Source organism: Pseudomonas sp. FSL R10-2189, assembly GCF_009600325.1.
Classification (GTDB): domain Bacteria; phylum Pseudomonadota; class Gammaproteobacteria; order Pseudomonadales; family Pseudomonadaceae; genus Aquipseudomonas; species Aquipseudomonas helleri.
Genome location: NZ_WIVZ01000016.1, coordinates 91,781 through 114,145 on the forward strand (window position 1 = coordinate 91,781; position 22,365 = coordinate 114,145).

Genomic DNA, 22,365 nt, shown 5'->3' on the forward strand with positions numbered 1-22,365 from the left:
GATCTAAAAGGCCCCATTAAACCACGCTGGCCGAACGCAGGTTTTGTGCAGTGGGTAACCCGGCAGGACGCCGGGTTAGCCGCGACACGGCCATGGATGGCCGATCGCGGCGGGCCTACGGAGCAAGGCCTGTGGTGAGGGCATGCCGAGCCAAAGCGAGGCACCGAGGGGTAGGGGCAAAAGCGTTTTGGTTACTTTGCCGCTTTTGCAAAGTGACGCGGCGTAAGGCCGGAACCCTAAGTGGCCGTTGCCGCAGCAACGGATATGTACTCAAGTCAAAAGCCCCCTCACCCTAGCCCTCTCCCGAAGGAGAGGGAACCGATTGGGGGATGCTGAAGATACTCGGCGGCCTGTTTGCTGCGCGACAGCGCGGCGTCGAAGACGGGGCGGCCCCTCCTACGGTTCAGGCCAGTTTTTGGCTGCTGATGCTCACACCCAAGGTGTGGCTCGCGCCTGGCGCCAGGGTGATGATGTCGTCCATGACGTTGGCGGTTTCGATGCACAGCATGCGTTGCCAGCCATCTAACGCCATGTCGCCGAGGGTGGCGGTTTTATCGATCCACGGGTTCCAGATCACGGCAGAGCGCGAGCCTTGGCTGGTGAGCTGGATGCTGCGGTTCCAGTCGGCGTCGACAATGCTCAACTGTGGCGGTGTGTCCAGGTAGATACGGTCGGTCTCACCGGTAAAGGTCAAGTTGCCGACTTGTTGCACGCGCTTCCAGTCATCAAGGGTTTCGATGTAAGTCAGACCCTCAACGCCTTCGACATGAACCTTGCGCACGTCGCTGACGGCGAAATAGCTGTGCAGCGCCTGGCTGATGCTCACCGGTGCGTCGCTGCGGTTGTGGCTGGTGAGGCTGACATGCAACTGGGTATCGAGACGGATGTTCAGGGTCAGTGCCACGTCATGGGGCCAACCGGGCAGGCCGCCTTCGACAGGTGGTAGGCCGAACTCAATGTGCAGGGCTTCACCTGCATCGTCGATTTCCAGCACTTCCCATTCACGGGTGCGCACCAGGCCGTGGGCGGTGGCGGGCTCAGTACTGTCGCGCATGGCCTGCACGCTGTCCGGGTTGCGCGCTAGGTTGCCAAACCACGGCCAGCACACCGGCATGCCGGTGCGGATGCCATGACCTTTTTTGAATTGGGCTTTTTCATTGAGCCAGACAATCGGCGGCTCATCGCCAACCTGATAGCTGAGCACCTGCGCGCCTTGTTTGGCGACCAGTAGCTGGGCCTGGCCATGCTGAAAGTGCCAGCACTCCAGTTCGTCCAGGGTGACAGACTCAATGTGGTACATGGCAGGCTCTCTATACAGGGGCGGGTTAGCGGCGTGGCGGAACGGAACGTGTGCGGCCGCTGCCATCAATGGCAACGAAGACAAACACGGCTTCGGTGACTTTGCGCCATTCGCTGGACAGCGGGTCGTCGCTCCAGACTTCAACCATCATCTGGATCGAGCTGCGGCCGATTTCCAGTGCCTGGGTATAGAACGACAACTGCGCGCCGACGGCCACAGGTACCAGAAACGCCATGCGATCAATCGCGACGGTGGCTACTCGGCCACCCGCAACCTTGCTGGCCATTGCGGTGCCGGCCAGGTCCATTTGCGAGACCAGCCAGCCACCAAAAATATCGCCGAAACCATTGGTTTCGCGTGGCAATGCGGTGATTTGCAAGGCGAGGTCGCCTTGCGGGATTGGATCTTCTTGTTCGAGCTCTATCATGCCGAAGGGCCTCTGACCCGTGATTCATCATGTGTATTGCGGGTGAATAAGCGTCTAAAGAAAAACGATTCAGCCCGAACATACTACGTTCGTCACGTTCTTCATAAGCCGCGCCAAGGGAAACTCTGCGAAATCGGCTGGGGAGGGCCCAGCGGGCGCTTTCGCACAGCAACCCAGGTAGTTTCCGAATGTTTCATTCGGGCACGAGTATATCGGGCGATCGCTCGCCCGACGACCTTCCGGTTCTGCTTTTTCAAGCCGCTGTGCGTCTAGCTCTATGCTTTTGCAAACAATTTGTTATCTTTCAAGGCCTACCAAGCCTTGCCGGCATCGATGCAGCTTTCGCCGAACCTAATAAGAGAAGCCATACCTCATGATCACTGAGCCTTCCAGTGCCGCACCCCCCTCGCGCCCCTTATCGCGCAATGACCTCAAAACGCTGTCGTTGTCCGCTCTGGGCGGTGCGCTGGAGTTTTACGATTTCATCATCTTTGTGTTCTTCGCCACGGTCGTCGGGAAGCTGTTTTTCCCGGCTGACATGCCTGAGTGGCTACGCCTGATGCAGACCTTTGGCATTTTTGCCGCGGGTTACCTGGCACGGCCCTTGGGTGGCATCGTCATGGCGCACTTCGGCGACCTGCTGGGGCGCAAAAAGATGTTCACCTTGAGCATTTTCATGATGGCTGTGCCGACGCTGATCATGGGGTTGCTGCCGACGTATGAGCAGATCGGCATGCTGGCGCCGATCCTGTTGCTGCTGATGCGGGTGATCCAGGGCGCGGCCATTGGTGGCGAAGTACCGGGAGCATGGGTTTTTGTTTCGGAGCACGTGCCGGCGCGTCACGTTGGCTACGCCTGCGGCACCCTGACCTGCGGCTTGACGGCCGGTATTCTGCTGGGCTCGCTGGTGGCCACTGCCATCAACTCGATCTACACCCCGGCCGAAGTCTCGGACTTCGCCTGGCGTATTCCATTCCTGTTGGGCGGTGTGTTCGGTTTGTTTGCGGTGTACCTGCGCCGCTGGCTGCACGAGACCCCGGTGTTTGCCGAGCTGCAACTGCGCAAGGCGCTGGCTGAAGAAGTACCGCTTAAAACGGTATTGCGTGACCACCGTGGCGCCATTGTGATCTCGATGCTGCTGACCTGGCTGCTGTCGGCCGGGATCATCGTGATCATCTTGATGACCCCGACTGTGTTGCAAACTGTATACGGCTTCCCGGCCACCACTTCATTGCAAGCCAACAGCCTGGCCATTGTGTTCCTGAGCCTGGGTTGCATCGCTTCGGGTGCCCTGGCTGACCGCTTTGGTGCGGGCAAAGTCTTTGTGGTGGGTTGCGCCGCGCTGTTGATCACATCGTGGACCTTCTATCACAGCCTGTTGCAGCACCCGGATTGGCTGTTCCCGCTGTATGCCTTGAGCGGTTTGTTTGTAGGCACCATCGGCGCGGTGCCGTGTGTCATGGTTAAAGCCTTCCCGCCTGTGATCCGTTTCAGCGGTTTGTCGTTCTCGTACAACCTGGCCTACGCAATCTTCGGCGGTCTGACGCCCATGGCCGTGACCTTGTTGCTCAAGGAAAGCCCGATGGGCCCGGCGTATTACGTGGCGATCATTTCGTTGATGGGCCTGTGTGTGGGCGCTTATCTGTGGAAAAAGGGGCGCTGATAAAGAGTTGACGACTGCAGGGCAATCCTGCAGTCGTTGGTGTATTAACTTTTTGATAGTTATTAACTTCTTACACTTAACTGTTTGCATTCCTACATGTAAATAAGTACGGCTATATATATGTACTGCAAGCGCTGATTATTAAACTGACACGCTGGCTCATACAGACAAGGAGTACTGTATGAGTATCAAAAACCTTCAAGATAATACGAGTGGAACGATATACATCGGCAGTAAACCTGTGCCTGTTGATAGGCCCTCCGATCAGGGCTTTTTCAGTATTGGTGGGGGAGCAGGTTTTTCGGGAGGGTTCGGTGGCTCTAGTGGCAAGCGTGCAAAAAAACGTGCAAGAGCCAGAGCCCGGGCCTGGGCGGAGGCCCAAGCAATAGCGGAGGGTGCGCTACGGGAGCAAGCGCAAGAGCAGGCCCGAGTACAAGCGGCTGCGCAAGCAGTGGCCCATCAACAACGAGTCAGTGCATTCGCTCATACCTATACAACAACAAAAGCAGAAATTGATCGTCGTTATGTTGCCAAGGCTTCAGGGTTGGAAGAGTCAATTAAGGCACAACTAGAAACCTTGAAAAAACCGATTGATATTAATGCCAGTGAACGGCTGCAGCTTCATCTGATTACTCGCGAGCGTGACCAAGTCAATACACTGATTGCAATGAAAAATGCAGAGTTGAGACTCTCTGATACGGCCGCTAAATCTTTTGACGGTCATGATCCACTGGCTCGCTCGTTACAAGACTACTTGGCGCAACTCTCTACAACTGATGCTAATCAAACGGCTGTCAACCAAGCTCATCATGCCTGGGAACAAGCCTATACCGCCGCACAACAGGCCAAGGAGTTGGCCAGCGTTATCAGCTTGCTGACTGAAAAAGCTAACGCATTAACCACCCACCATGCCGAACAAAAAGTGCTTTGGCACTCCCGTGAGCAGCAGTGGGAGCGTCATCGCCAGCATGCAGAACAACGCGAAGCGCGCATCGGCTTTAAGTTGCAAGCTGATGAGCAGGCGCGCCATGAGTGGCGTCAGCAGGCCAATACCCTAAGCGTGACCCTGCCTTCATCCCCTGCCGGCGGGATGCTGTTAACACAAGCTGGAGCAATGGTAGGCCAAGGTCTGGCAGAGATTTCCGGGGCCGTTGCCCGGGCTATCCAGGCGATAGATGTTGCAAAACTGTCGCAGTGGGCGGGAAGTCGATTATTAGACGCTGCGAAGCTAAACCCTGCAGTACGTATTGTAATCATGTCACTGACCCCTTCTGAGTTGGGGGATGGCGAGTTAAGCCCTGAACAGCGCAATCGTTTTTATGAAGGTTTTGCGGTACCTGCAACCGGTTTGAACCTTGCCGAAGGTCAAGACCTTAAGTCGATTGCTGATGTGAAGGGCATCGTTGAGTTGCCGTATCGAGTCAAGTCCGAACCTGTTCAGGGCGGCGCCCAAATCATCATCCTGGCCACAGGTGGTGATATCTCGGGTAGCGTGCCGGTTATCAATGCTGTTCACGATCCATTGACCGATACCTATGTAGCGACCACGCCGGGAGCCAATGCTAAACAACTGCATTTCTCTGCGACGACATCGGTCACGGCGCCCAGTACGCCTGTTCAAACTTCAACGACGACGCAGGCCAGTGCGTATTTTCCAGAGCCAGTGATCGAGGCTATTCCTGCAGGAGCCGATACTCGTTTTAACGACTGCATTGTGTGTATGCCGGGCTTACCGGCCATGTATCTGTCGTTTGGAGTGCTGCCTGCTGGAACGGGAGTGGTTTCAGGTCTTGGTCATCCCGCAACGTTGGAATGGTCGAAGGCTGCGAGCCAGGCGGCAGGCGTGGCGATTCCTGCCTCTGTCGGTGATCGGCTACGCGGTCGAGAATTCGCTTCACTTGGGGCGTTCAATGAGTCGATGTGGCGCGCTATCGCCCAAGACTCAAAAGCGCTTGGGTCTTTAAGTGAGGTTAATAAACACCGTGTGGCTCAAGGCTTTGCTCCTTATGCACCAAAGGAGCAGTGGTCGGGTGAGTATCGAGAGCTGGAATTACGCACGCATAATCCGGCGTTGTTAAGTGTTGAGCCTTATAACCTTGATAACTTTAGTATCAGCGCACCCAATGGCGTACAAGGGGTTCGTCCCGTCACGCCGGTCTTTGAGCCTTGGTCGTTAACGCCGTTAAACCTGCTGGAGGCCGGGCAGCAAGGGCATATTTACTGGAAGCCGCTGATTCCGGCAGGCACTGACGCCCTCGGCCCGACCACGCTGCCCATAGCACCCGAACTGCCGATCATTTACCCCGGCGAGAATACAGATCCGGTTGGGTCGCAAACTGAAACACTCCCGAGCGCCAACCCAGGTGACGTTAATGCGAGCATCCCGGGGTTTGGTGAGGATACGGATTTACCGTCGCCGGATGTGCTGTTTGCTAAGCCTCCGGTCAGGCCGTTGGAAGCAGGGGACTATAATGAGTTAAGTCGCAGGAGCAGAAATGATGGGTATGACATTGACCATATTCCTTCACGTAGGGCAATTGAGATTTCAATTAAAATGAGTGCGCCTGAACTTCCTCGGAACTTTATTGATGCAGCACTAAATAGCGCCGCCGGAATTGCAATTCCATCTCGAGTTCATCAAAAGTTTAGTGAAACCTACGGAGGCAGAAATTCACAAGCACAGCAGAACCTCGATAGTTCAGATCTTCGAGGTGCAGCAGATCGGAATTTCAATGCAATAAAAATAGGTCTGCTGGAGGAAGGCTTCACAGAACTAGAAATTGAAAATGCCCGTCAAGAGCTGCATGCTCATAACGTAAGTAAAGGATTGTATTAATGGACGTGAAACAGTTTGATAAATTGCTGAAAAATTTAGGCGAAAATTACAATGCCTTAATTACGTCCGGTGCAATATTGCCTAAATCCTTGCAGGAGCTTTATCCTGGAAGGGATTGGGTGGATATACAACCAGAAGATGGTGTCGAATTAAGTTTTTGGGGTGAGACCGAGCGGTTAGAAAGAATTTTTTTCACCCTGTTAGAGTCTATACCAGGTGTACCCATTTATCGTGGAGAGCTGCCAGCTCCATATACGCTCATTATGAACCAATCTAAAGTGAGAGAATTTTTTGGTCAGCCTCTGGAGATAGTTGGTCCGGTTAAATTGCCACATCCTATTGGTTGGAAAGGCGGGTGGGATTCTTTTAAGTTGGATGAAGTTGAATATCCGAATACTAAAGTTGTATTTCAGTATACGGAAGATCTAAATGTTGAAGTGCTAAATTTCACCTTGATCGACAAAGGCCACGATTAAGTTATTTACGTGCACTCTAAAACTCAAGAGTGCACGTGACATCAAGATGTGTAAATAAAAACTATATTAGTTTGTATGCGGCGTGTTTGTGCCTATTAAATTATTATCAGGAAGCTCGTAGGATGGAACTTAAAGCCACGTTACAAGACTACACGCAGCCCGAATTTTTAGCGTTAGTTGAAAAGATATGGGCGGTTGATGTACGCAAGCAAGACCATGAGACATTAATTTCTCATTTCGATCGTGTATCAGGCCACCCTAAAGGCGCTGATTTGATTTTTTACCCTGGTATAGAGTTTGAGGCGTCAGGGCATGATGCAGGCAATGTGGTGCAGTTCGTAAAAAGTTGGCAAAACCGCCAAGGCAAAACAGCCTTTAAAGGCGAGGTTTTACCGGTCCCCAAGGCGACACCTGGCCCGCGCTTAAGTGTCCGCGAGCAAGCATTGATAAGGTCTTCAAAGGAACTCTCCAACGCTCAAAAAATGGACAGCGATTTAGACGTGGCGGGTGTGGCGGCTGACCAGGCCTTAACGGTGTTTGAGTCATCTATTGCGCAACTGCTTATCCCGACCTCCGCCAGCTCTGCTGAGGCGAATAATCACGCACTCTCTTTGTTGATGAATCAAGTCGATGTTCTTGAAGAGGGCGAGGATGTCGCTCGTAGCAAGGTCCATAAATTCGAATTCTTCAAGATGAGAGTTGACTTTGCCAAGGCTGCTGCTCAAAGAAATTTAACGAATAGTTTTTATGATCAGACCATCCAGGCCCAAGTATTAATACTGGCCGTCGCCACCCATGAGCGTTATGGGGTGCGCCTGGCTGCATTAAAGCAGCGTCATCGGGATATTCATGTCATTGCGCAAGAGGCTCTGGATCGTGCCGAAGAGATGATTATTCGGCTGCGCGGACCTTTCAATATGATCTCAGCTGCCGCTGAGCGAGTTTTTGAGTTTTCTCTTCTTGATACCGCTCAGAAGCCATCTTTCGTGTCCACAGGGCCAGCGATACGGGGTGAGTATCTGAAAGGTTTAGGACCTGCCCTGCGCTCTGCGATAGCAGAGTTTTCATGGCGCATCACCTCGTCGACGGAGCCGCTTGGCCACTATGCCCCGATACTGGAGTTTGAATTCTCTAGCGTTGTTGGTGCACAACGCTATGGATTGAGTGTGCCGTTGTCAGAGTTAATTCCTTTGGAAGGCCGCAGTTGGCAAAGTCTTGCGCGTGCTAAAGGTGACGTTTATTTACCTTTTCGGCTGGGCTCTGGCGTTGTTGCTACCAAGCAGGGAAGTCATTTTCGGGGCCTCAAGGAAATTAAAGAGCTGTCGCAGGTGTATGTCACACCGACCAATGGCACTACGTTGCCTTCCTTTGTGAAGGTCAGGTCGGCTTTATGGGATATACAGCGCAATCGATATGTGTTTACGGCAGATGGCTTAATGCCGATGAGCATTGAATGGACATTACCGCGCACACTTCAAGATGCCCCTCCTTTAAGTACGGAGTTGTTGGCCGCACGCAACAGGGTGGGGTTTGTCCATACGCCAAGGCTGCCCCTGTTAGAACCCTATGTCTCTATAGAGGATGTTGAGTTCGATGATTATGTGGTGGTTTTTCCGGAAGGATCTGGCATTGATCCCCTTTACCTGATGTTCAAGGGGGCGTGTGAATACCCCGGTGTTGCTACAGGCCAAGGCCAGCCCGCCACTGCAGGTTGGTTAACCTCTGCTCTAAAGGAGGAGGGCGCATTAGTACCTTCACAGGTTGCAGACCAATTACGAGGGCAGGTGTTCAAGCGATTCGACCTGTTTACTCAAGCATTATGGAAGGCAGTGGCAGCAACCCCCTTCTTGAACACCCAATTCAGTGCGTTAAACCAGCAGCGTCTACATCACGGGAGTCCACCTTTTGCTGATGAGGTCGCGTTGAAAGACCCATTTTTACTGCTGCATCGCAAAATGCCAGCCGAGGGCGGTTTGGTTTATGACATGGATAACCTAGAAATCGACTACTAGTTATTACGAGTGCCATCATTTATGGCTCAATGATGGCATTTCATCTAATTGTCACAATCGGTTCATAGAGTGGTCATCAGGCCTGCTGATACTGGCCCCCGATTCATCTAACCCGGTTTGCTAGGAGTAAGGCATGAAACTGAAGCGTGTGATGGCGGCCCTGACTTTTGTCGCCGCGGGCGTTGCGGCTGCTAACGCGGTTGCGACGGGTGTAGATCCGACTATTCCGGCTTACACCAAGACCACCGGTGTGTCTGGCAACCTGTCCAGCGTTGGTTCCGATACCTTGGCGAACCTGATGACATTGTGGGCTGAGGCTTACAAGAAAGAATATCCAAACGTAAACATCCAGATTCAGGCCGCTGGCTCTGCCACCGCGCCACCTGCGCTGACTGAAGGCACCTCTAACCTGGGCCCGATGAGCCGCAAAATGAAGGACACCGAACTGGCTGCTTTCGAGCAGAAGTACGGCTACAAGCCAACCGCCGTGCCGGTGGCTGTGGATGCCCTGGCGGTGTTCGTGCACAAAGACAACCCGATCCAGCACCTGACCATGGAACAAGTGGACGCGATTTTCTCGTCGACTCGTCTGTGCGGCGCTAAAGATGATGTGAAGACCTGGGGCGACCTGGGCGTCAAAGGCGATCTGGCCAACAAGCCGGTTCAGCTGTTTGGTCGTAACTCGGTATCCGGCACGTATGGCTATTTCAAAGAAGAAGCCCTGTGCAAAGGTGACTACAAGCCTAACGTGAACGAGCAACCTGGCTCGGCATCGGTTGTGCAGTCCATCAGCTCCTCGCTGAACGGCATCGGTTACTCGGGCATCGGTTATAAAACCGCTAGCGTGAAAACCGTTGCACTGGCCAAAAAAGGCAGCACTGACTTCATCGAAGACACCGAAGAAAACGCACTGAACGGCAAATACCCGCTGTCGCGTTTCCTTTACGTGTACGTGAACAAGGCGCCTAACAAGCCGCTGAACCCGCTGGAAGCCGAGTTCATCAAGCTGGTCCTGTCCAAGCAAGGTCAGGAAGTGGTCGTGAAAGACGGCTACATCCCGCTGCCGGCTAAAGTGGCTGCAAAAGCCTTGGCTGACCTGGGTCTGAAAGAAGGCAACTAAGCCTTCTGCTATGCAGCAGGCTGCGATGAGGTTACGGTGCTAGCCGTTGCCTTGAGGTCTTGAAAGACCCATCGTAGCCTGCGGTAGCGACTAACGGTTCGCTGCATTTTCGTTCCGCTACCAGGTCCGCTGGTCAGCGGTTTTTTGCGTCACTGATTTGTCATCTTTTTGTCATACAGGCCCGCTAGGGTGTGCGCATGAATGATCTGGCCAATTCCCGAATGACTTCGACCTCCGCTCCCAAGCGCATTGATTTCAATACGCCTGAACTCAAACGCAAGCGTCGCATCCGTGCGCTCAAAGATCATCTGACCCGTTGGTATGTGTTTATTGGCGGCCTTGCCGTGCTGGGCGCCATCACGTTGATCTTCTTCTTCCTGGGCTATGTGGTGTACCCGCTGTTCCAGGGTGCTGACCTGACCGCCAAAACGCCGATAACACCGGTGTGGATGCAAGATGCTGGCAAGCCTCTGATGCTCTCGGTTGAAGAGCAGAATCAGGTGGGTATGCGCGTGTCGGACAAGGGCATGGTGCTGTTCTTTAGCGTCAAGGATGGCAGCGAACTGTCGCGGGTTAACCTGCCGCTGCCGGCCGATACCCACGTGACCTCGCTCGGTGAAGACCAGCCGGGTAGCCCGGTTGTGGTGTTGGGCTTGTCCAATGGTCAGGCGCTGGTGTTCCGGCACACCTATAAAGTCAGTTACCCGGATGGCAAAAAGACCATCAGCCCGGCCATTGAATATCCGTATGGCGATGCGCCGATCACCCTTGACCCGCGCGGCCTCGCGCTGGATCACGTGAACCTCAACGTGAACGACTCCACCGTCGTGCTGGCGGGGTCTACAGGCTCGCAACTGAACGTCGTCACGCTGACCAGTGAAGAGAACATGATGACCGGCGAGGTCACCAAGTCCGAAAGCCGCATCGATCTCCCGCAGATGACCGAGAAGGTCAAGGCGCTGTATATCGACCCTCGTCAGCAATGGCTGTATGTGGTCAACGGGCGGGCCCAGGCGGATGTGTTCAGCTTGCGCGACAAGAGCCTTAATGGCCGTTACAAACTGCTGGAAGACGCCAACACCGAAATCACCGCCAGCACGCAATTGGTCGGCGGGATCTCGCTGATTTTTGGTGATTCGAAAGGCGGTCTGAGCCAGTGGTTTATGGCCCGTGATTCGGACGGTGAGCTGCGTTTCAAACACATCCGCAGCTTCCAGATGGGCACGTCGCCGATTGTTGAGATTACCGCCGAGCAGCGCCGCAAAGGCTTTCTGGCCCTGGACGCGGCCGGTGAGATTGGCGTGTTCCACAGCACCGCGCATCGCACTTTATTAGTAGAAAAGGTCGCTGAAGGCCCTGGCATCATGGCGCTCTCGCCACGTGCCAACCGCATCATCGTGGAAGAGGGCGGCAAGCTGATCCCGCTGTTCTTGAAGAACCCGCACCCGGAAGTGTCCTGGAGCGCGTTGTGGAGCAAGGTCTGGTACGAGAACTACGACGCACCTAAATATGTGTGGCAATCCACCGCTGCCAACACCGACTTCGAACCGAAGATGAGCCTGGCGCCGTTGACCTTCGGGACCTTGAAGGCGGCGTTCTACGCGATGCTGTTGGCGGCGCCGCTGGCGGTTGCCGCAGCGATCTATACCGCTTACTTCATGGCCCCGAGCCTGCGGCGCAAGGTCAAGCCGGTGATCGAGCTGATGGAAGCCATGCCGACGGTGATTCTGGGCTTCTTCGCCGGTCTGTTCCTGGCGCCGTATGTCGAAGGTCACTTGCCGGGTATTTTCAGTCTGCTGGTGCTGATGCCGGTGGGCATTCTGCTGGCGGGCTTTGGCTGGAGCCGCTTGCCGGAGTCCATTCGTTTGCGGATCCCGGAAGGCTGGGAAACGATCATTCTGATTCCTGTGGTGCTGCTGGTGTGTGGGCTGTCGCTATACATGAGCCCGTACATGGAAGCCTGGTTCTTCGGCGGCGATATGCGTCTGTGGATCTCCCATGACCTGGGTATCACCTACGACCAGCGAAACGCATTGGTGGTGGGGCTGGCGATGGGCTTTGCGGTGATCCCGAATATCTACTCGATTGCTGAAGACGCCGTGTTCAGCGTGCCGCGCGGCCTGACATTGGGCTCGCTGGCGCTGGGCGCCACGCCGTGGCAAACCATGACCCGCGTGGTCATCCTGACGGCCAGCCCGGGGATCTTCTCGGCCTTGATGATCGGCATGGGCCGTGCGGTTGGCGAGACCATGATTGTGTTGATGGCCACGGGTAACACCCCGGTCATGGAACTGAACCTGTTCGAAGGCTTGCGCACCTTGGCGGCGAACGTAGCGGTGGAGATGCCGGAGTCGGAGGTGGGCGGTAGTCATTACCGCGTGCTGTTCCTCTCGGCGCTGGTGCTGCTGTTGTTCACCTTTGTCATGAACACTCTTGCCGAGCTGATCCGTCAGCGTCTGCGCAAGAAATATTCGTCGCTTTAAGGAAGGTAGAAGTCTGTGAAGCAGAACTCCCTCAAAGGCTGGTTCAAGAGCGGCGCCCCCGGCGTCTGGATCAGCGGTGGTGCGGTGACCATCGCGGTCATCATGACCATCGGTTTGTTGTCGGTCATTGCCGTGCGCGGTCTGGGTCATTTTTGGCCAGCCGACTTGATACACGCCCAATACAACGTGCCAGGCAGTGCTGATCACCTGGTGATCGGTGAAGTGGTGCAAAAAGAAGAAGTGCCCCGTGAGCGCCTGAAAAGTGCAGGCTTGCCTGTGCCGGACCAAGGCCCGGAGTTCATGACGCGCGAGCTGATCAAGGTGGGTAACCGCGACCTCAACGGCAACGACTTTACCTGGGTGGTGGGTGAGTGGTTGACCGGCGAAAGCACGCCGCCAGAGCTGATGGCGATTGAACGTCGCGAGTGGGGCAACTTCTACGGCTATCTGGTTAACGTGAAAGAGAACGGTCAGGTGGTAGCGGAAGGTGCTGCGGCCTGGCCCGAGTTGAAGGCGCGGGTCAAACGCGTTAATGCGCTGGCTGCGCAACTCAGCCAACTGGAAAAGAAAGACATTGGCGCCATCAACGCCGGGCTGGAGCGTATTCGCTTGCACGGCCGCAAATTGGAGCTGGCAGGCAAGCTGGATGCCACCGCCCAAGCGGACATGGATGCCGAGCGTGCCGAGCTGAACGCACGCTATAAAGCGGTCGAGGACCGCTTGGCCGACTTGCACGCTCAGTTCAACCGCGACAGCCTCACGGCCCGTGATGCCAACGGCAAAGAGCTGGAAATCAACATCGGCAAAGTGGTGAAGGTTTATCAACCGAACAACATGAACAGCTGGCAGAAGCTGGCCATGTATTTCGGCAACATCTGGGAGTTTCTGAGCCAGGACCCACGTGAAGCCAACACCGAAGGCGGGATCTTCCCGGCGATTTTCGGCACGGTGATGATGACCTTGATAATGGCCGTGATCGTGACCCCGTTCGGCGTTCTTGCTGCGGTGTACCTGCGTGAATACGCCAAGCAAAACACCCTGACGCGGGTCATCCGTATCGCAGTCAACAACCTCGCAGGCGTGCCGGCCATTGTGTACGGAGTGTTTGGCCTGGGTTTCTTTGTGTACGTGTTGGGCGGCTCGGTTGACCGGCTGTTCTTTGCCGAAGCCTTGCCGGCGCCGACGTTCGGTACACCGGGGCTGTTGTGGGCGTCGTTGACCCTGGCGCTGCTGGCGGTGCCGGTGGTGATTGTGGCCACAGAAGAAGGGCTGGCGCGTATCCCGCGTACCGTCCGTGAAGGTTCGTTGGCCCTGGGTGCGACCAAGGCCGAGACCTTGTGGAAGATCGTGCTGCCGATGGCCAGCCCGGCCATGATGACCGGCCTGATCCTGGCCGTGGCTCGCGCGGCGGGTGAGGTGGCGCCGCTGATGCTGGTGGGCGTGGTCAAACTGGCGCCGTCGTTGCCGCTGGATGGCAACTACCCTTACTTGCACCTTGACCAGAAGATCATGCACCTGGGCTTCCACATTTATGACGTGGGTTTCCAGAGCCCCAACGTTGAAGCCGCCCGCCCGCTGGTGTACGCCACCGCGCTGCTGCTGGTGCTGGTGATCGCGACCCTGAACCTGTCGGCGGTGTGGATCCGTAACCACCTGCGCGAGAAGTACAAGGCGCTGGATAGCTGATTGATTCACAGCCTGTCGGGGCTTGCTCGCGATCGTTTAAACGATCAAAAGATCGCGAGGCGAGCTCGCTCCTACAGATGAAACCTCGGTCATCGTGATCGAAACGAATGTTTAGCGTATGGAGCAACCCATGCAGCATGATTCCTCAACCCACGGCGTCAACATGTCAGCCTTGGGTCGCAGCAAACAGAGCCTGAGCCTGGCTGACGAAACCGTCGCCATTGAAGTGCCGGGCCTGAACCTGTACTACGGCGAAAAACAAGCACTGTACGACGTCAGCCTGAACATTCCGAAACAGCGGGTTACCGCGTTTATCGGCCCGTCGGGCTGCGGCAAGTCGACCTTGCTGCGTACCTTCAACCGCATGAACGATCTGGTTGACGGTTGCCGGGTGGAAGGCGAGATCAACCTGTACGGCCACAACATCTACCGCAAGGGCGAAGACGTGGCCGAGCTGCGCCGTCGTGTGGGCATGGTGTTCCAGAAGCCGAACCCGTTCCCCAAGACCATCTACGAAAACGTGGTGTACGGCCTGCGCATCCAGGGCATCAATAAAAAGCGCGTGCTCGACGAAGCGGTGGAGTGGGCACTTAAAGGCGCGGCTTTGTGGGACGAGGTGAAAGACCGTCTGCACGAGTCGGCACTGGGCTTGTCCGGTGGTCAGCAGCAGCGTCTGGTGATTGCCCGTACCATCGCCGTTGAACCTGAAGTGTTGCTGCTCGATGAACCGTGCTCGGCGCTCGACCCGATTTCGACGTTGAAAGTCGAAGAGCTGATCTACGAACTCAAGTCCAAGTTCACCATCGTCATCGTGACCCACAACATGCAACAGGCGGCCCGGGTTTCGGACTACACCGCGTTCATGTACATGGGCAAAATGGTTGAATACGGCGACACCGATACCCTGTTCACCAACCCGGCCAAAAAACAGACCGAAGACTACATTACCGGGCGCTATGGTTAGTAGCAGCGGCAAGCTTTTAGCTTCAAGCGGCAAGTTAAAGCAGCTTGGTGGAATGACAGAGATAGCTTGCGGCTTATGGCTTGCAGCTCACAGCTTTTGCGGAGCAAACCCATGATTTCAAAGGATGGCCTCACCCATCACATTTCCGCGCAATTCAACGCGGAACTCGAAGAAGTACGCAGCCACTTGTTGGCCATGGGCGGGCTGGTCGAGAAACAGGTTAATGACGCGGTCACGGCGTTGATTGAGGCCGACTCCGGGTTGGCTCAGCAAGTGCGTGAGATCGACGAACAGATCAATCAGATGGAGCGCAACATCGACGAAGAGTGCCTGCGCATTCTGGCCCGTCGCCAGCCTGCGGCGTCTGACTTGCGGCTGATCATCAGCATCTCCAAATCGGTGATCGACCTGGAGCGCATCGGTGACGAAGCGACCAAGATCGCGCGCCGGGCCATTCAGTTGTGCGAAGAAGGTGAGGCGCCACGCGGCTACGTTGAGGTGCGCCACATTGGCGACCAGGTGCGCAACATGGTGCGCGATGCCTTGGACGCCTTTGCGCGTTTTGACGCTGACCTGGCGTTGTCGGTGGCGCAGTACGACAAGATCATCGACCGCGAATACAAAACCGCACTGCGCGAGCTGGCCACTTACATGATGGAAGACCCACGTTCCATTACGCGTGTGTTGAGCATCATTTGGGTGCTGCGTTCGCTGGAGCGTATCGGCGACCACGCACGCAATATCTCGGAATTGGTGATTTACCTGGTACGCGGTACAGACGTGCGCCACATGGGCCTTAAGCGCATGCGTGAAGAAGTTGAAGGCACCAAGGCTAATGTTGAGTCGCAAGCGGACGATAACTAAGACTGCCCGCGACATAAAACGCCCGGCTCATTGCCGGGCGTTTTCGTTTGTGGCGTTTATAGTTAAGGCGCTTGGCGAACTGTAAAAAGGAGCGAGGCGCTGATCGGTCTTGGCAAATGGCCATCATTTGGCGCAGGGTTGTCAGGATTCTAAAGGAGCAGTCGATGAGCAAGGTCAGTGTGTTGGTGGTGGATGACGCGTCGTTTATCCGCGATCTGGTTAAAAACTGCCTGCGTAACTATTTTCCCGGTATCCGCATCGAAGACGCGGTCAACGGCCGCAAAGCTCAGGCGCTGCTGACCCGCGAGCCGTTTGACCTCGTGCTGTGTGACTGGGAAATGCCGGAGATGTCCGGCCTTGAGCTGCTGACGTGGTGCCGTGAGCAGGACCGCCTTAAAGCGCTGCCGTTCATCATGGTCACCAGCCGTGGTGATAAAGAGAACGTGATACAGGCGATTCAGGCCGGGGTTTCGGACTTCGTCAGCAAGCCGTTCACCAATGAGCAATTGCTGACCAAAGTGAAAAAGGCCTTCACCAAGGCCGGCTTGCTGAATGCGGTAATGGCCAGCGCCCCGGTGCGAGTCAGCACCGGCTTGGCCAACGATTCGCTGAGTGCCTTGACCGGTGGCAAAGCGCAGGTGGTGACGCCGACCGCGCCGAGCCGACCGGCAGCGGCTCCTGTGGCCCGCCCGGCCAGCCAGACTCCCACGGGGCGCGGCCAAGGGCAGTTGCGTTTGCCTACGGGGATTCAGCCGTGCGTGATCAAAGCGCTCAGCCTCAAGGAGGCGTTGCTGGTGGTGCGCAGAGGCGATGAGCTGCCGCAGATCCTGGCCAGTGCGGTGTTGGACCTGGAGCAAGGCGAGCGGGCCGAGGTGGCGCGTCTGAATGGCTATTTGCACGCGATCGTCGCGTACGAACCCAAGCCGGACAGCGACTGGTTGCAACTGACCTTCCGCTTTGTGGATCAGGATGCGGAGAAAATGAATTACCTGTCGCGGCTGATCGCCCACGGCACGGCGCAGAAGCAGTTTGTGCCGGGGGCGTAAGATCAAAAGATCGCGAGGCAAGCTCGCTCCTACGGGAGTTGCAGGCCGCCTGCGGCTTTGTGAATGGCGCGCAGGTGTTCGCCGATCTGTTTGACGTTGGCTTCAGTGGCGGCGATTTCTGCTGCGCGGGCCGGCTCAAGGAGGCTGCGCACTTCTTTGTCCAGGTCGCTGGTCAGGCGTAGCAACTGTTGCTGGCGCTGGCTGCTTTCGGACTCGAGCATTTGCCATTCTTTGGCCTGGGGCAGGCCATAGCCGCTGCTGCCGAGCAATTCGGCCGGGCGGCTGAGGAACCCGCTGCTGGCGAGAATCTCTTGCAGGGTTTTGTTGGCTTTGTCCATGCCGCCATCTTTAAGCCCGCGTGCGCCCAGGTACTTTTGCTTGACCTCGTCTTGAGCGAGCAGCAACTGGCGGCGGAAGCTGGCCTGTTCGAGCAGCAACAACGCCGCGCTGGCGCGCAGGTCGGCTTCTTCAAACCATGGGCGGCGTTGCTCGGCGTCCAGGGCCATCCAGTCTTCAACGCTGGTCTGCTTGATCGGCAGGCGGGTTTTCAGCACGTCGAACATGGCTTGATAGCGGTCGCGGTAGGAATCAAACCGGTAGCCCATACGCAGCGCCTCGCGCGGGTCGTCCAGCACGCTGGTGTCGGCCAGACCACGGGCTTTGAGCACTTCCAGCAGGCCATTGGGCACGATGCTGTCCAAGCCTTTGAGCTGCGCGTTGTCACTGCCGCTGCGCAGCAGTTTCAGGGTTTCGACTGCGCAGTTGTTGGACACAAAGTAATAGCTGCCGTCGTAGCTCCAATGCATCTCGGCAGCGTGCTCAACCACTTCTTCGATTTCCGGGCGGCTCAAGTTCAGCGGTACAGAGGCGAGGCTGCGCAGTTCGGTTTTGGTGTATTCATCGATAACCTGGGCCAGCGGCAGTACAAACAGGCGCGACGGGTAGGCGCCGGTCAGGCCGTCCCAGCTTGAAAGCTGTACGTCGTTCACAAACGCCCGGTAGGACAATACCAAGTGTTCTTGCAGGTCGAGTCGGCAATCCGGGCCGCGTGGCCGGCCGGGGGCGCAAATCACCAGGCGCAGCATGCTGTGGCCCCAGCGGCTGGCCCATTCCTGGTTGGCCTCGGCCAGCAGGTAGTCGACGGCGTATACGCGCTCCGGGTCAACGGTGCCGAGCGGCTGTTTGGCAAAGTCGTTGCCGGCGTTAAGAAAGGGGAAGCTCTTGGGGCAGTCGTCTTTGGCAGCGGGTGCCCAGCCGAAATGTTCTTTGTAGTAACGGTACAGCGCCGGGCGCCGGCACGCGTAGGCCGGGTCGAGGAGGAAGTACTCCATGTTGACCGCGACGAATTCTTTGGGGTTGGTGACTTCGTACAGGTCCGGGCTGCGCACGACCTGGTGGTTGTCTTGCTCGCGCTCACCACGGCGGCCCACGTATTGCTGCCAACCGGCGAGGTCGAGCAGGCGCGGGTCATCGCTGAGGGTAAAGCGGCGTTCGGTCTGGCCACGGCATTGGTCGGGCAGGCCGATGAGCCCCGTGCTGTTGCTTTGCCGTGCGCAGCGCTGGATGAGCGTGCGGTCTGCGGCAGGCCAGAGGCGGGCGCGGTCATAGAGGTGGGTCAGCTCGTGCAGAACGGTGGCGAGCATTTCCTGGCGCACGGTGCCGTGGGGGCGATTGGTCTTTTGAGTCGCGGCCGAGCCATCGGTGAGGCTGGCCAGGAGGTTGCGATTCAGGTCCAGCTCAGACACCAACGAGGCTTGCCCGTAGGCGTTGCTGGGCATGTCATCGCTCCAGCCGACCACAATCTGGCGATCCAGTTGCTCGATGAAGCGCGGGGGCAGCTTTTGCATGGCTTCATCGAGCAGCGCTTGGCTGGCGTGCTGCTGGGCGGGTGTCAGGCCCTCTGTTTTGAGCTGCAGATGGAGGGCCGCGTGGGCATTACTGCCGATAAGCAGCAGGGCACACGCCGCGAGCCAGCCCGTCAGTGGTTTCACAGCGCGAGGATAGCTTCGGCGAGGTCATGGTCGCTGGCGTTACGCGCTTCAGGCAGGCGATCGCGCAGGGTATTGAAGGCGGACTCCAGCTGCACGCCGCGAATGGAGCCTTCGCTGGCGACGAATGTGGCGGCGTCATCGTGGGCTTCACGGACTACTTTAGAGTCACGAATGGACGTGGTGGTGTCGGAGGTGAAGTCGATGGAACGGCCAAACGCGCGCACGATGATGTTACTGGTCTGCACAACGGTCTGTGCTTGCGCCACATCGGCGAGCAACAACAGGCCAAGGGTGGCGACAATTAAAGGGCTACGCATGAAACATCTCCAGAAAACGCGGGTATTTATTGGACGAGAATTGCTTGTGCCAGTTCAAGGTCGGAGGCATTCAATTCAGGCTGGGTCTGGCGCAGATAGCGCAAGGCAGACTCCAGCTGCGCGCCTCGCTGTTGACCGTCACTGGCAATAAAGACGGCAGCGTCATCCTGGGCGGCACATAGCAGTTTGTGATCGAAGGGCGCGGACGTCACTTTACTGGTGACGTAGCCGGTGAGCACGGTATTTTGCGTGGTTGTGTCGAAGGCGTGGGCTGATTGAGTCCAGCAGAGGGCAAGCAGGGCTAGTAAAGAAAAACGCATGGGTCTCGGTCTGTGTGATCGAGGCCCAAGGCTAGCGTAATGGTCGGGTCAGAACCAGTACGTGGCGGGATCTTCATCTTTGATGCTATTCCCGTGGGAGCGGGCTTGCTCGCGATAGCATCACAGCGCCCGTTCAGAGACACCATGTGGTCTGCATCGCGAGCAAGCCCGCCCCCACAGGTCATCAAACATCAGATCGCGAGGATTGCCTGCGCCAGTTGGGCATCGCTGGCTTGCAGTTGAGGCGCTTGCTGGCGAATGGCGTCGAAGGCGCTTTCCAGTTTCACACCACGGATCGCCCCTTCGCTGGCCACAAAGCTGGCGGCGTCGTCACGGGCTTCGCGCACGATTTTGTTGTTGCGCAGCGAGCCGGTCGCGTCGGAGGTCAGGTCGGAGGTCGCTTTCAGGGCGCCCACGATGGCATCGGTTGTCACGAGAAAGCTGGAGGCGCTGGCGCTGGCAGCGAGTGTCAGCAAGGCGGCAGCGCTGAGCAGGCGAAGAGTGGGCATGGTGATACTCCGGAAGAGGGTCGTATAAAAATAGTCGGTTATAGGCGAATAGTAGGCGCAGGGCGGCGTGTCGCAAAGGATGTTTTGCCTTGCGGTGCAGACAGGATGCTCTGGATCAGGCTTTTTCATGATTGTACTGGTCTATTCGTATTTTTATAAAACTGTACTTGTCATGCTTCTGGCGCTCAAAAATAGCCGCCCAAAACGACAAAACCCGTCGGCGGTTACCCGCGACGGGTTTTGTTTTTTCAATTCTGGGTGCTGGCGGTGGACCGATGGTCAGGGCCAGCGAGCGCTCGTTAGCGCCAGAACGGCTTGCTCAGCTCTTCGTAACGCTGTGCTTCGCTAATACCGGCATCAGCCAGAAGACGCGAGTCCAGGCGAGCCAATTGATGGCGGCTGGAGATACGGCGCTGCCACAACATCAGGTTGGCAAGTACGCGCAAAGGCATGGAAGCCTGGGTGTTTACAGCATTGCTTTCGGTGAACAGATCGGAACTGAGTGTACGTTCCATGATGGCATCCTTCCGCTTGTGGCGGCATTGGCTAGTGGTTTAACTGATGCCAATGATCCTCCTCTACGTCCAGACTCTGTAGATACAGTTCACCTGTATTGCGATGGGCCAGTTAACTGTTTATAGGCGCTGTACGGCCATAAACGAGCACAACTGTACCTGTCGGCACTAAGTTGGTGCGTTTCTAGTCATTTTTGTGGGAAGTGACCCTGATAAGGGTAGGAAATTACCAGTACAGCAGTACAGTTTTTGTCAGAAGGGCATAAAAAAGCCGTCGCAGAAAACAGTGTTTTCGACGGCGGCTGTCTAGCACGCGTGTTACGACAGCATTTTCCCGGTTTCTTCCAGGTTGATGTGCCAGCTCAACGCCTCGCGCAGGATGTGCGGGGTGTGGCCGCCAATGGCGCAGGCCTTGGTGAAGTAGTCATTCAGCGCTTCACGGAAGTCTGGGTGCACACAGTTGTCGATGATCACGCGGGCGCGCTCACGCGGCGCCAGGCCACGCAAGTCAGCCAGGCCCTGTTCGGTGACCAGGATATCGACATCGTGCTCGGTGTGGTCAACGTGGCTGACCATCGGCACCACGCTGGAGATCGCACCAGCTTTGGCGATCGACTTGGTCACGAAGATGGCCAAGTGTGCGTTACGGGCAAAGTCGCCCGAGCCGCCGATGCCGTTCATCATCCGCGTGCCGCAGACGTGAGTGGAGTTGACGTTGCCGTAGATGTCGAACTCCAGCGCGGTGTTGATCCCGATGATGCCCAGGCGGCGAACGACTTCCGGGTGGTTGGAGATCTCTTGCGGGCGCAACACGAGTTTGTCTTTGTAACGCTCAAGGTTGCCGAACACGTCGGAGTTGCGACGCTCGGACAAGGTGATCGAGCTGCCCGAGGCGAAGCGCATTTTGCCTGCGTCGATCAGGTCGAAGGTCGAGTCCTGTAGTACTTCGGAGTACATGGTCAGGTCTTCGAACGGCGAGTCGATCAGGCCGCACATCACCGCGTTGGCGATGTTGCCGATACCGGCTTGCAGCGGGCCGAGCTTGTTGGTCATGCGGCCTTCATCCACTTCTTTTTTGAGGAAGTTGATCAGGTGGAAGGCGATACCGGCGGTTTCGCTATCAGGCTCGCTGACTGTCGACGGTGAGTCAGCCTTGTTGGTGATCACGATCGCGACGATTTTTTCGGCCGGGATCGGGATGGCAGTGCTACCGATACGGTCATCCACTTTCACCAACGGGATTGGTGTGCGGGTCGGACGGTAGGTCGGGATATAGATGTCGTGCAGACCTTCCAGGTTCGGGTTGTGCGCCAGGTTGATCTCGACGATCACTTGTTTGGCGAAAATCGCGAAGCTGGCGGAGTTGCCCACCGACGTGGTCGGCACGATGTGGCCTTGCTCGGTAATCGCAACGGCTTCGATGACCGCGATGTCCGGCAGGGTGAGTTGCTTGTTGCGCAGTTGCTCGACGGTTTCGGACAAGTGCTGGTCGATGAACATGACTTTGCCGGCGTTGATTGCCTTGCGCAGTGTGTTGTCCACCTGGAACGGCATGCGACGTGCGAGTACGCCGGCTTCGGTCAATTGCTTGTCGAGGTCGTTGCCCAGGCTGGCGCCGGTCATCAGGGTGATTTTCAGCGGCGAGTGCTTGGCGCGCTCGGCCAAGGCTTGTGGCACGGCTTTGGCTTCACCGGCACGGGTGAAACCGCTCATGCCGACGGTCATGCCGTCTTTAATAAGGGCGGCGGCTTCTTCGGCGCTCATAACCTTATCGTGCAGGGAGTTCAGGCGAATACGTTCACGGTACATGGATTGTTATCTCGGGCAACGGAAGCA

Annotated in this window: 18 protein-coding genes; 10 read left to right on the forward strand and 8 right to left on the reverse strand. The window is 56.7% G+C overall.

The annotated features are described in order from the left end of the window. Nucleotides 1–403: 403 nt before the first annotated feature. Both GHO32_RS13575 and GHO32_RS13580 read right to left on the reverse strand, forming a co-directional pair. Nucleotides 404–1,300: a D-hexose-6-phosphate mutarotase gene (locus GHO32_RS13575; RefSeq protein WP_153335992.1), complete on the reverse strand. Its 897-nt coding sequence runs from the start codon at nucleotides 1,298–1,300 to the stop codon at nucleotides 404–406. Nucleotides 1,301–1,325: 25 nt separating this feature from the next. Next, a complete protein-coding gene (locus GHO32_RS13580) occupies nucleotides 1,326–1,727 on the reverse strand; it encodes an acyl-CoA thioesterase (protein WP_048373769.1) in 402 nt (133 codons plus the stop codon). A 373-nt stretch (nucleotides 1,728–2,100) separates the two neighbouring features. Between GHO32_RS13580 and GHO32_RS13585 the strand changes: the two genes are divergently transcribed. From GHO32_RS13585 to GHO32_RS13630, 10 genes are all read left to right on the forward strand, one after another. Next, entirely contained in the window at nucleotides 2,101–3,390 is a 1,290-nt protein-coding gene (locus tag GHO32_RS13585; RefSeq protein WP_153335993.1) for an MFS transporter, read from the forward strand. A gap of 181 nt (nucleotides 3,391–3,571) precedes the next feature. After that, on the forward strand, nucleotides 3,572–6,226 hold the full coding sequence (locus GHO32_RS13590; protein WP_153335994.1) for an S-type pyocin domain-containing protein: 2,655 nt from the start codon (nucleotides 3,572–3,574) through the stop codon (nucleotides 6,224–6,226). After that, nucleotides 6,226–6,702, forward strand: coding sequence for a DUF6392 family protein (locus tag GHO32_RS13595; RefSeq protein WP_153335995.1), 477 nt, complete (start codon nucleotides 6,226–6,228; stop codon nucleotides 6,700–6,702). The genes GHO32_RS13590 and GHO32_RS13595 overlap by 1 nt, the downstream gene beginning before the upstream one ends. Nucleotides 6,703–6,824: 122 nt before the next feature. Continuing rightward, nucleotides 6,825–8,714, forward strand: a complete 1,890-nt coding sequence (locus tag GHO32_RS13600) for a bacteriocin immunity protein (RefSeq protein ID WP_153335996.1) — start codon at nucleotides 6,825–6,827, stop codon at nucleotides 8,712–8,714. A 133-nt stretch (nucleotides 8,715–8,847) separates the two neighbouring features. After that, a complete protein-coding gene (locus GHO32_RS13605; RefSeq protein WP_048373778.1) occupies nucleotides 8,848–9,834 on the forward strand; it encodes a phosphate ABC transporter substrate-binding protein PstS family protein in 987 nt (328 codons plus the stop codon). 197 nt (nucleotides 9,835–10,031) lie between these two features. Beyond that, nucleotides 10,032–12,317: an ABC transporter permease subunit gene (locus GHO32_RS13610; RefSeq protein ID WP_153335997.1), complete on the forward strand. Its 2,286-nt coding sequence runs from the start codon at nucleotides 10,032–10,034 to the stop codon at nucleotides 12,315–12,317. Between the two features lie 15 nt (nucleotides 12,318–12,332). Next, entirely contained in the window at nucleotides 12,333–14,003 is a 1,671-nt protein-coding gene (pstA, locus tag GHO32_RS13615) for a phosphate ABC transporter permease PstA (RefSeq protein ID WP_368668479.1), read from the forward strand. Between the two features lie 130 nt (nucleotides 14,004–14,133). Next, nucleotides 14,134–14,967, forward strand: a complete 834-nt coding sequence (gene pstB, locus GHO32_RS13620) for a phosphate ABC transporter ATP-binding protein PstB (protein ID WP_048373783.1) — start codon at nucleotides 14,134–14,136, stop codon at nucleotides 14,965–14,967. A 111-nt stretch (nucleotides 14,968–15,078) separates the two neighbouring features. Further along, on the forward strand, nucleotides 15,079–15,831 hold the full coding sequence (gene phoU, locus GHO32_RS13625; protein WP_048373785.1) for a phosphate signaling complex protein PhoU: 753 nt from the start codon (nucleotides 15,079–15,081) through the stop codon (nucleotides 15,829–15,831). Nucleotides 15,832–15,995: 164 nt separating this feature from the next. Continuing rightward, a complete protein-coding gene (locus GHO32_RS13630; protein ID WP_153335998.1) occupies nucleotides 15,996–16,877 on the forward strand; it encodes a response regulator in 882 nt (293 codons plus the stop codon). A gap of 29 nt (nucleotides 16,878–16,906) precedes the next feature. On the opposite strand, the gene GHO32_RS13635 is transcribed toward GHO32_RS13630, so the two are convergent. The 6 genes from GHO32_RS13635 to GHO32_RS13660 all read right to left on the reverse strand — a co-directional run bounded on the left by GHO32_RS13635 (nucleotide 16,907) and on the right by GHO32_RS13660 (nucleotide 22,338). Beyond that, nucleotides 16,907–18,868, reverse strand: coding sequence for a DUF4105 domain-containing protein (locus tag GHO32_RS13635; protein ID WP_368668480.1), 1,962 nt, complete (start codon nucleotides 18,866–18,868; stop codon nucleotides 16,907–16,909). Then, the gene (locus tag GHO32_RS13640; protein ID WP_048390771.1) at nucleotides 18,865–19,185 is read right to left on the reverse strand and encodes a DUF2388 domain-containing protein; all 321 of its coding nucleotides are present in this window, start codon (nucleotides 19,183–19,185) and stop codon (nucleotides 18,865–18,867) included. Before GHO32_RS13640 ends, GHO32_RS13635 begins: the two co-directional genes overlap by 4 nt. Before the next feature lie 26 nt (nucleotides 19,186–19,211). Beyond that, nucleotides 19,212–19,505, reverse strand: coding sequence for a DUF2388 domain-containing protein (locus tag GHO32_RS13645; RefSeq protein WP_123750565.1), 294 nt, complete (start codon nucleotides 19,503–19,505; stop codon nucleotides 19,212–19,214). 191 nt (nucleotides 19,506–19,696) lie between these two features. Then, nucleotides 19,697–20,014, reverse strand: coding sequence for a DUF2388 domain-containing protein (locus GHO32_RS13650; protein WP_048373793.1), 318 nt, complete (start codon nucleotides 20,012–20,014; stop codon nucleotides 19,697–19,699). A gap of 299 nt (nucleotides 20,015–20,313) precedes the next feature. Then, nucleotides 20,314–20,529, reverse strand: coding sequence for a DUF1127 domain-containing protein (locus GHO32_RS13655; protein ID WP_048373794.1), 216 nt, complete (start codon nucleotides 20,527–20,529; stop codon nucleotides 20,314–20,316). Between the two features lie 318 nt (nucleotides 20,530–20,847). After that, entirely contained in the window at nucleotides 20,848–22,338 is a 1,491-nt protein-coding gene (locus GHO32_RS13660) for an acetyl-CoA hydrolase/transferase family protein (protein WP_153335999.1), read from the reverse strand. Nucleotides 22,339–22,365: the final 27 nt, after the last annotated feature.

Excerpts from the sequence above, each read along its gene's own strand:
- GHO32_RS13585 (WP_153335993.1), top strand. The coding sequence starts at position 2,101 with ATGATCACTGAGCCTTCCAGTGCCGCACCCCCCTCGCGCCCCTTATCG.
- GHO32_RS13610 (WP_153335997.1), top strand. The coding sequence starts at position 10,032 with ATGAATGATCTGGCCAATTCCCGAATGACTTCGACCTCCGCTCCCAAG.
- GHO32_RS13660 (WP_153335999.1), bottom strand. The coding sequence starts at position 22,338 with ATGTACCGTGAACGTATTCGCCTGAACTCCCTGCACGATAAGGTTATG.
- GHO32_RS13590 (WP_153335994.1), top strand. The coding sequence starts at position 3,572 with ATGAGTATCAAAAACCTTCAAGATAATACGAGTGGAACGATATACATC.
- GHO32_RS13640 (WP_048390771.1), bottom strand. The coding sequence starts at position 19,185 with ATGCGTAGCCCTTTAATTGTCGCCACCCTTGGCCTGTTGTTGCTCGCC.
- pstB (WP_048373783.1), top strand. The coding sequence starts at position 14,134 with ATGCAGCATGATTCCTCAACCCACGGCGTCAACATGTCAGCCTTGGGT.
- GHO32_RS13605 (WP_048373778.1), top strand. The coding sequence starts at position 8,848 with ATGAAACTGAAGCGTGTGATGGCGGCCCTGACTTTTGTCGCCGCGGGC.
- phoU (WP_048373785.1), top strand. The coding sequence starts at position 15,079 with ATGATTTCAAAGGATGGCCTCACCCATCACATTTCCGCGCAATTCAAC.
- GHO32_RS13630 (WP_153335998.1), top strand. The coding sequence starts at position 15,996 with ATGAGCAAGGTCAGTGTGTTGGTGGTGGATGACGCGTCGTTTATCCGC.
- GHO32_RS13655 (WP_048373794.1), bottom strand. The coding sequence starts at position 20,529 with ATGGAACGTACACTCAGTTCCGATCTGTTCACCGAAAGCAATGCTGTA.
- GHO32_RS13580 (WP_048373769.1), bottom strand. The coding sequence starts at position 1,727 with ATGATAGAGCTCGAACAAGAAGATCCAATCCCGCAAGGCGACCTCGCC.
- GHO32_RS13645 (WP_123750565.1), bottom strand. The coding sequence starts at position 19,505 with ATGCGTTTTTCTTTACTAGCCCTGCTTGCCCTCTGCTGGACTCAATCA.
- GHO32_RS13575 (WP_153335992.1), bottom strand. The coding sequence starts at position 1,300 with ATGTACCACATTGAGTCTGTCACCCTGGACGAACTGGAGTGCTGGCAC.
- GHO32_RS13600 (WP_153335996.1), top strand. The coding sequence starts at position 6,825 with ATGGAACTTAAAGCCACGTTACAAGACTACACGCAGCCCGAATTTTTA.
- GHO32_RS13595 (WP_153335995.1), top strand. The coding sequence starts at position 6,226 with ATGGACGTGAAACAGTTTGATAAATTGCTGAAAAATTTAGGCGAAAAT.
- GHO32_RS13650 (WP_048373793.1), bottom strand. The coding sequence starts at position 20,014 with ATGCCCACTCTTCGCCTGCTCAGCGCTGCCGCCTTGCTGACACTCGCT.